Origin of the sequence: Eggerthella sp. AM16-19, from assembly GCF_003474385.1 — a bacterium.
In the GTDB taxonomy this organism is placed as follows: domain Bacteria; phylum Actinomycetota; class Coriobacteriia; order Coriobacteriales; family Eggerthellaceae; genus Senegalimassilia.
In genome coordinates this window covers 42954-51002 of sequence record NZ_QUCY01000002.1, presented here as the reverse complement: position 1 = coordinate 51002, position 8049 = coordinate 42954, and the positions used below count along the sequence as shown (strand labels likewise).

At 65.5% G+C, this 8049-nt stretch carries 8 protein-coding genes; 2 read left to right on the top strand and 6 right to left on the bottom strand.

The window, feature by feature from the left end:
* Positions 1 to 83: 83 nt before the first annotated feature.
* From DW178_RS01445 to pxpB, 5 genes are read right to left on the bottom strand one after another with little or no spacing between them, the layout of a single operon-like run.
* On the bottom strand, positions 84 to 926 hold the full coding sequence (locus DW178_RS01445; protein ID WP_118349359.1) for a putative hydro-lyase: 843 nt from the start codon (positions 924 to 926) through the stop codon (positions 84 to 86).
* Positions 927 to 947: 21 nt separating this feature from the next.
* On the bottom strand, positions 948 to 2303 hold the full coding sequence (gene accC / locus DW178_RS01440; protein ID WP_118349358.1) for an acetyl-CoA carboxylase biotin carboxylase subunit: 1356 nt from the start codon (positions 2301 to 2303) through the stop codon (positions 948 to 950).
* Between the two features lie 15 nt (positions 2304 to 2318).
* Positions 2319 to 2849, bottom strand: a complete 531-nt coding sequence (gene accB, locus DW178_RS01435) for an acetyl-CoA carboxylase biotin carboxyl carrier protein (RefSeq protein ID WP_199669211.1) — start codon at positions 2847 to 2849, stop codon at positions 2319 to 2321.
* Between the two features lie 9 nt (positions 2850 to 2858).
* The gene (locus DW178_RS01430; RefSeq protein WP_118349357.1) at positions 2859 to 3992 is read right to left on the bottom strand and encodes a 5-oxoprolinase subunit C family protein; all 1134 of its coding nucleotides are present in this window, start codon (positions 3990 to 3992) and stop codon (positions 2859 to 2861) included.
* A 1-nt stretch (position 3993) separates the two neighbouring features.
* Positions 3994 to 4722 carry a 5-oxoprolinase subunit PxpB gene (pxpB, locus tag DW178_RS01425; RefSeq protein ID WP_118349356.1) on the bottom strand — a complete coding sequence of 243 codons (729 nt, stop codon included), beginning with the start codon at positions 4720 to 4722 and terminating at the stop codon, positions 3994 to 3996.
* A gap of 330 nt (positions 4723 to 5052) precedes the next feature.
* On the opposite strand from pxpB, the gene DW178_RS01420 reads away from it, so the two are divergent.
* A complete protein-coding gene (locus DW178_RS01420) occupies positions 5053 to 5769 on the top strand; it encodes a sulfite exporter TauE/SafE family protein (RefSeq protein WP_118349355.1) in 717 nt (238 codons plus the stop codon).
* A gap of 80 nt (positions 5770 to 5849) precedes the next feature.
* On the opposite strand, the gene DW178_RS01415 is transcribed toward DW178_RS01420, so the two are convergent.
* A complete protein-coding gene (locus DW178_RS01415) occupies positions 5850 to 6293 on the bottom strand; it encodes a universal stress protein (RefSeq protein WP_114620622.1) in 444 nt (147 codons plus the stop codon).
* A gap of 424 nt (positions 6294 to 6717) precedes the next feature.
* On the opposite strand from DW178_RS01415, the gene DW178_RS01410 reads away from it, so the two are divergent.
* Positions 6718 to 7908: a pyridoxal phosphate-dependent aminotransferase gene (locus DW178_RS01410; RefSeq protein WP_118349354.1), complete on the top strand. Its 1191-nt coding sequence runs from the start codon at positions 6718 to 6720 to the stop codon at positions 7906 to 7908.
* The last annotated feature ends 141 nt before the right edge of the window (positions 7909 to 8049 follow it).

The following is an 8049-nucleotide window of genomic DNA, read 5'->3' as shown; positions in this document are numbered from 1 at the left end:
TGCGGCATGCCGCAACCGCGCACGGCGTCGGTTCGGGTCGTTCCCCCTTGGGCAACCTTAGGCGGGTCGGCGCGGTTGCCCGGCTAGCCTTTCAGGTCCACGTTCTTGGTGTCCGTGATCAGCATGTAGCCGGGGGCGTGCGTGATGGCGAACGGCGGCTTGCTGTTCATGACGATGGACTGCGGGGTGACGCCGCATGCCCAGAACACCGGCACCTCGCCGGGGTTGATGTCCACCGGGTCGCCGAAGTCGGGCTTGGCGATGTCCTTGATGCCGATGACGGAGGGGTCGCCGATATGCACGGGCGCACCGTGCACCTTCGGGATGGCGCCGGAGATCTGCACCGCCTTCACCACCTGGTCGTAGGGGATGGGGCGCATGCTGACCACCGTGTTGCCGCTCATGGAGCCGGCCGGCTCGCACGCCAGGTTGGTAAGGTACATGGACACGTTGCGGCCCTGCGTGTTGTGGCGCATTTCGATGCCCGCCTCAATGAGCTCGCTCTCGAAGCTGAACGAGCAGCCGATGATGAACGCCACCAGGTCGTCGCGCCAGTGGTCCACCACGTTGTCGACCTCGTCCACCATGACGCCGTCCTTGTAGATGCGGTATCCGGGGAAGTCGGTGGCGACGTCGCAGTCCTTCGCGCAGATGTGCGTCATGCGCTCGCCCACCTCGGTGACCTCCAGGATGGGGCAGGGCTTGGGGTTGCGTTGCGCAAACAGCAGGAAATCATAGGCTTGCTCGCGCGGCAGGATGATCAGGTTCGCCTGCGCGTAGCCCGGGCACAGGCCGCTCGTGGGGGCGGCGAACTTGCCTTCGCGGATCAGATGGCGCGCCTCGGCCGGCGTGGCATGGAGCATCTGCTCCCACACCTCGGCATCGACGCCTTCGGGCTTTGCGGGTACCGGCATTTCGATTCCCATAACGCTTCCTTTCGTTGATCCCTACACTTCGCCTGCAAGGAACTGCTCGATGAACCCCGTGTCGGCCAGGCCGGCGCGGAACGTCTCGTTCTCCATGATGGCGTATTGGAAGTCAAGGTTGGTGTTCACGCCCACGACCACCATCTCCTCGAGCGCGGTGCGCATCTTGGCGATGGCCTCGGTGCGGTTGCGGCCCTGCACGATGATCTTGGCGATCATGGAGTCGTAGTACGGCGAGATCTCGAAGCCGTCGTAGGCCGCGGTGTCCACGCGCACGCCGTTGCCGCCGGGCAGGTGCATCTGCGAGATGGTGCCGGGGCTGGGCATGAAGTTCTTCTCGGGCGTTTCGGCGTTGATGCGGCACTCGATGGCGTGCCCGCGCAGCACGATGTCGTCCTGGGAAAACGACAGCGGTTCGCCGGCGGCCACGCGGATCATCTCGCCCACCAGGTCGGTGTGCGTGACCATCTCGGTGACGCAGTGCTCCACCTGGATGCGCGTGTTCATCTCCATGAAGTAGTAGTTGCGATCGGCGTCCATGAGGAACTCGATGGTGCCGGCGGACGTGTAGCCCACGGCGCGCGCGGCCTTCACGGCGTCGTCCATCATGCGGCGGCGCAGGCCCTCGTCGGCGTCCAGCAGCGGGCTGGGGCTTTCCTCGATCATCTTCTGGTGGTTGCGCTGCACGCTGCAGTCGCGCTCGCCCAGGGCAACCACGTTGCCGTGGTTGTCGGCGATGATCTGCACCTCCACGTGGCGCGGGTTCTGCACGGCGCGCTCCAGGTACATGGTGTTGTCGCCGAAGGCGTTGACGCTTTCGCGCTGGGCGATGTTGAACATGTCGGCGAAGTCCTCTTCGCTCTCCGACACGCGCATGCCCTTGCCGCCGCCGCCCGACGACGCCTTGATCATGATGGGCCAGCCGATGGTGCGGGCCTGCTCAAGGGCCACGTCCACGTCATGGACGCCCTTCTTCGTGCCGGGCACCACGGGCACGCCGGCGTCCATCATGGTGCGGCGGGCCTGGCTTTTGTTGCCCATGCGGTCGATGACCTCGGGCGTGGGGCCGATGAACACGATGTCGTTGTCGCGGCACAGCTTGGCGAACGTGGAGTTCTCGGACAGGAAGCCGTAGCCGGGGTGGATGGCGTCGGCGCCCGTGCCCTGGGCCGCGGCCAGGATGGCGGTGGTGTTCAGGTACGAATCGCGCGCCGGCGCGGGGCCGATGCACACGGCCTCGTCGGCCAGGTAGGTGTGCAGCGCTTGACGGTCGGCCGTGGAGTACACGGCAACCGTCTTGATGCCCATGGCGCGACATGCGCGGATGATGCGCACGGCTATCTCGCCGCGGTTGGCTATGAGGATCTTGTTGAACATGGGGCTCGCCTGGCCTTACGCGTTCGCGCTGGTGGAGATGCGGAACAGCGGCTGGTCGTACTCGACCTGCGTGCCGTTTGCGGCCAGCACCTCGGTGATGACGCCCGGCGCGGGGGCGGTGATCTCGTTCATCATCTTCATGGCCTCCACGATGGCCAGCGTCTGGCCGGTCAGCACCTCCTGGCCAACCTTCACGAACGGGTCCTCGTCGGGGCTGGGGCCGGCGTAGAACGTGCCCACCATGGGGCTGCGGACCACGCTGGCGTCCTCATCGCCGGCCACGGGCGCGCTTGCGGCGCCGGCCACCACGCCGGTGGCGTCCTCGCGGGCGTTGAGCAGCTGGCCGACGCGCTCGGCCATGAGGGGCAGGGTGGAGGAGGACAGCGCGCCGGCAGCGGGCTTGCGCTCGAGCTCGATCTCCATCTGGCCGTCCTTGAAGCGCAGGGCCGTCAGGTCGCCCTCGTCCATGATGCTGAGGAGGTCGAGGATGTTCTCGCGGCGCTGCTTCATGGCGTCGGCGGTGCCGTTGGTTTCGTTCGTGGTCATGGGGTGCTCCTATCGGTTCGAATCGCTTGCGGGCTGCTCTGCGGGCTGCAAGCGTTGTTGCTCGGTCTTGCTCAGTTCGATCCACAGCTTTTGGCTGCCGGACACGTGCGCGCGGGCCTGCGCTTCCAAGATGGGTGTCAGCCTTCGCGCCGTCCTTCGCGGCGATATGCCGCCGTAGCAGGGGCGCCTGACCATCTTGGCGAGCGCCTCCATGCGGCGCGCTTCCTGACGGTACAGGTCCTGCGCCTGCTGGATGGTGACGGGGGCGAAGCGGATGATGCGGCCCGACGTGCACTGCACCAGCTTGGGCAGGTCGACGCTGCAGACGGTGCCGATCTTGGCGTAGCCGCCGGTGGTCTGGCGGTCTGAGAGCATGATGATGGGGCGGCCGTCGGCGGGGATCTGCACGGCGCCCAGCGCGATGCCGTCCGAGATGATGTCGCTGCCGTTCACCGTCTCGATCTCCGGGCCGTCCAGGCGGAATCCCATGCGGTCGCAGCGGCTGGTGGTGGTGTAAGGCTTGCCGTAGAAGGTGTTCACGCCGTCTTGTGTGAACATGTCCTCCTGCGGGCCGGGCACCACGCGCAGCGTGATCTCGGGGTCGTCGAAGCCGTAGAACGCATCGTCCCGGTCGACGGTGTGCGAGCCCAGGTTGGGGATGAAGTCGATGTTGCGCGTGCAGAACGGCAGGTAGTCGCCGGTGATGAGCGCGCGGCCCTTCCATCCGCCGATGCCGCACTTCAGGTTGGTGGAGCGGCTGCCCATGACCTCGGGCGCGTTGATGGAACCGCCCGCGATGGCCAGGTAGCCGTACATGCCCGTCTTCGGGGCGCCGAATGCCAGCACGCTGCCGCGGTGCACGGCCAGCGCGGTGTACATGGGCGCGGGGCGGCCGTCGAGCGTGGGGCGGAAGTCGCCGCCGGTGATGGCGACGTAGGTGCTGGTGGTGAAGCGAAGCGTCGGCCCGGCCAGGCAGAACTCCAAGACGGGGGCGTCGGGGTCGTTGTCGACCAGCAGGTTGGCCGTGTGCAGCGCGCGGGTGTCCATGACGCCCGACGGGCTGAAGCCGCTGCCCAGATAGCCGGTGCGGCCCCGGTCCTGCACGGTGGTCAGGATGCCGGGCTTGATGGCGGTGACTCCCATGCTAGGCCTCCTCTACGACGACGTCGCACTCATAGCCGCCTGCGGCGATCTGCGCCTCGATGGCGTCGTACTGCTTCTGCGTGATGGGTTGGAAGCGAAGGTACTCGCCGGCGCGGTACAGGATGGGCTGGGCGCGTTCGGGGTCGTACGGGCGCACGGGGCTGCGGCCGATGATCTGCCAGCCTCCGGGGCTTGCCAGCGGGTAGATGCCCGTCTGCGCGCCGCCGATGCCCACGCTGCCTGCGGGGATCTCGGTGCGCGGAACGGAAAGGCGCGGCGTGTGCAGCCGCGGGTCCAGTCCGCCCAGGTAGGCGAAGCCGGGCAGGAAGCCCAGCATGTCGATGAGGTAGTCGTGCGCGCAGTGCAGGCTGATGACCTCCTGCTCGGACATGCCGGCATGGTGCATCACGGTGGGCATGTCGGGGCCGAACTCCCCGCCGTAGCAGACGGGGATGACCACGATGCGCTTCACGCCCGCCTCGGCGGCGGTCAGGTTGCGCAGCTTGCCCTGCACACGCTGGCACAGCTCGTCGTAGCCGATGACGCACGGGTCGTAGGTGACCATGAGCGAGCAGAACGTGGGTACCAGCTCGGTGACCCCGGGGATGGGGTCGTCGGTGAGCGTCTGCGCCGCAACGCGGATCATGCCGCTGGTTTGCGGTGATATGGTTTTGGCGAACTCCAAGTTGATAGCGGAGTCGCCAGCGATGGTGATGTTGAATCCAGCCACTGTTCCCCTATGCTTTCGGATTGCGTACCAGCCTATGGTAGATGATGTTCCCCTTCATGCTAAGGCAATTAGCCGCAAATAGGCATTTTGGTAATATACTTGCAACTTATTTCATGGATAACGATGAAGCCGCGGATACGCGGCAAAAGGCGCGGCTGAGCAGGTGGGCATTCCGGTTAGCGGGGCGTATCTCGCGACAGCGGGGCGCCGGCGGCAGTGGAGCGCGTGCGGCATCGCCGTGCCTGCGGCGTCGTTGCAACGATCATGCGGCGACGGAGCGCCTTTGGCGTCGTTTTGCCGATTTCAAGATAACGGGAGCGAGGGTCTCGGTTGGTTAAGAACGTCATATTCCTGGCGGTGTTCTTGTTCGGCTACACCGTGCAGGCCATCACCGGCTTCGCTGGCAACATCTTCTGCATGCCGGTGGGCACGCTCACGCTGGGGCTGCAAAGCTCGGTGTCCATCTTGAACGCCACGGGCTTTCTGGCCTGCACGGTGCTGGCCGCGCTGAACATCCGCAGCATCCATTGGCGCGAGCTCGGCAAGATCGTGGGCGTCATGCTGCCGTTCGTGGTGCTGGGCGCCTGGCTTGACTCCGTGGTGCCGCTGCATGCGCTGCTGAAGATATACGGCTTGGTCATCCTTGCCGTGGGCATTAAGAACCTCGTGCAGCGCAAGCAGTCGTTCCTGCCCGAGTGGGCGCTGTGGGGCGTGCTGGTGGCGGCGGGCCTGATCCAAGGCATGTTCGTCTCGGGCGGCGCGTTGCTGGTCATTTACGCGGTGCAGAAGCTCACGGACAAGGAGCAGTTCCGCGCCACGCTGTCGGCGGTGTGGTCCATCCTCAACCTGCTGTACGCCGGCGCGCAGCTGTACCAGGGGCACTTCACCCACGAAGTGTGGGTCATGGTGCTGTGCTGCGTCCCGCTCATCGTGCTGGCCACGGCGGTGGGCGGCAAGCTTGCCAAGCGCATCAGCCAGGAGCGCTTCCTGAAGCTGACGTACGTGTTGCTGCTGGTCATCGGCACCGTTTTGCTGGTCACGTCGTAGAGCCATGCCTGAAACAGAAAAGCGGGGGCCGAGGCCCCCGCTTTTCAGCTCTTGCTTGTTTCGCCGTTCGCTTCGCGCGGTTAGTCCTGCTTGACCACCAGCACGTCGCAGCGGACGTTGCGGATGAGGTACGTGGAAACGCTGCCCACGAACACGTACTTGATGTTGCTCAGGCCGCGCTCGCCGCAGATGACCAGGTCGGGCTCGGTGGGCTCGATGAGCTGCTTCTGCAGCGTATCGGTGATGCGGCCGGCACGGACGATCAGCTGCACGGAGGGGATGTCGGCGTTGTTGCGGGCCTTCTCCAGCAGGTCGGCAAGGTCTGTCTCGATGCGGATCTTGCCCTCGTTGCACAGAAGCTCGAAGTCGACGCCCGATGCCTCATAGGGCACGGAGTCGATGACATGGCCGAACGTGAGCTCAGCATGCTCTTCCTCCGCCAGGGCGATTGCGCGCTCCATGACCGCTCGCTGGGTGGATGCGCCGTCGAGTGCTGCGAAGATGCGCTTGTAACCGAAAGCCATGATAACCCCTTTCGTTGTGCGCGGCGCTTGGGCGCCTGCGCGGATGTTTTCAGGTCGGCTCGAGCGTGTGCCCGAGATCACGCGCCCGTGTTCTGGGGTTATTGTACCGCAATGTGCGCCCGCCGGCGGTGACGGTTTCCTTTCGGCGCAAGGTGTTGCCCAAGGGTTTCCCGGCGGGGAAGCGGTCTGCGAGCGAACGGTCGAGCGCGCAGGCGGGCGGCGTGTGTGAGCGGCTAGCGCGCGCCGGCCGGGTTGGTTGCGCGCGGCTCCCCCGGCGGCGCTTGCTGGCTTCCCCAAATGCGGTTTTCGTGCTTCGGCTAACTTCGTTAACCGCGATACGGGCGGCAATGCGGTGCGAAAGTGCTAATCTGAACGGCGAACTTATCATCGTGCGTTATGCGCACCGGCACGCAAGGAGCACCTTATGATCGACGAAAGAATGTATGGCCTGGGAAATGCGCCCTCCGCGATCCGCGAGCTGTTCGCCTACGGTTTGAAGCGCAAGGCGGAGATCGGCGAGGACAAGGTGTTCGATTACTCCATCGGCAATCCCAGCGTGCCTGCGCCGCAGAAGGTGGCCGATACCATCGAGGAGCTTATGAAGCTGCCGCCGGTCGAGCTGCACGCGTATTCCCCTGCTGCCGGCATCCCCGCTGTCCGTCAGACCATCGCCGACAGCATCGCCCGCCGTTACGGCATCCCTGCGAAGGCGGGTCGCGTGTATATGACGGTGGGTGCCGCCGCATCCATCGCCATCAGCCTGGGCGCCGTCACCAACGCCGGCGACGAGGTCATCGTCCCCAGCCCGTACTTCCCCGAGTACAAGGTGTGGATCGAGACCATGGGCTGCTCCATCGTCGAGGTCCCCACGCAGGTTCCCAGCTTCCAGCTTGACGTGGAGGCCATGGGCGCCGCCATCAACGAGAAGACCGCGGCCGTCATCATCAACTCGCCGAACAACCCGGTGGGCGCGGTGTACACGCGCGAGAACCTGGAGGCGCTGGCCGCCATGCTCGAGGAGAAGGGCAGGGAGATCGGCCATCCGATCTACCTGATCAGCGACGAGCCGTATCGCGAGATCACCTATGGCGTGGAAGTTCCCTACGTTCCCACCATCTATCCTCGCACGCTGGTGTGCTACTCGTATTCCAAGGCGCTCAGCCTGCCGGGCGAGCGCGTCGGCTACGTGTACGTTTCCGACACTATGGACGCCGAAGAGGCCGACCGCGTGTTCTTCGCCGTCGCCGGTGCCGGGCGTGCGCATGGCTACATCTGCGCGCCGGTGCTGTTCCAGCGCGTTGCCGCTGCGTGCGTCGATGAGCCGTCCGACGTGGAGGCCTACGCCACCAACCGCCGCATCCTCACCGAGGCCCTGGATGAGATGGGCTACGAGTACGTGCAGCCTGACGGCGCGTTCTACCTGTGGGTGCGCGCGCTTGAGCCCGATGCCCAGGCGTTCAGCGACCGCGCGAAGCAGCACGAGCTGCTCATTGTGCCCTCCGACAGCTTCGGCGTCCCGGGTTGGGTGCGCATGAGCTACTGCATCGCCCGCGAGACCATCGAGAACAGCTTGCCTGCCTTGAAGGCGCTCAAGGAGTCTTACGACGCCGAGTAGCGTTTACTTGATCTGTCGTTGAAGCGCGAGTCGGGTGATACGCCCGGCTCGCGCTTTTTTGCGTTTGGGCGGGGTTTGCGAATCGTTTGCGGCGTCGGGCTATCCCTAGACGTTTGCGGGCGCTTTGCGGCGGCGAGGGTT

Excerpts from the sequence above, each read along its gene's own strand:
- DW178_RS01410 (WP_118349354.1), top strand. The coding sequence starts at position 6,718 with ATGATCGACGAAAGAATGTATGGCCTGGGAAATGCGCCCTCCGCGATC.
- accB (WP_199669211.1), bottom strand. The coding sequence starts at position 2,849 with ATGACCACGAACGAAACCAACGGCACCGCCGACGCCATGAAGCAGCGC.
- accC (WP_118349358.1), bottom strand. The coding sequence starts at position 2,303 with ATGTTCAACAAGATCCTCATAGCCAACCGCGGCGAGATAGCCGTGCGC.
- DW178_RS01445 (WP_118349359.1), bottom strand. The coding sequence starts at position 926 with ATGGGAATCGAAATGCCGGTACCCGCAAAGCCCGAAGGCGTCGATGCC.
- DW178_RS01415 (WP_114620622.1), bottom strand. The coding sequence starts at position 6,293 with ATGGCTTTCGGTTACAAGCGCATCTTCGCAGCACTCGACGGCGCATCC.
- DW178_RS01430 (WP_118349357.1), bottom strand. The coding sequence starts at position 3,992 with ATGGGAGTCACCGCCATCAAGCCCGGCATCCTGACCACCGTGCAGGAC.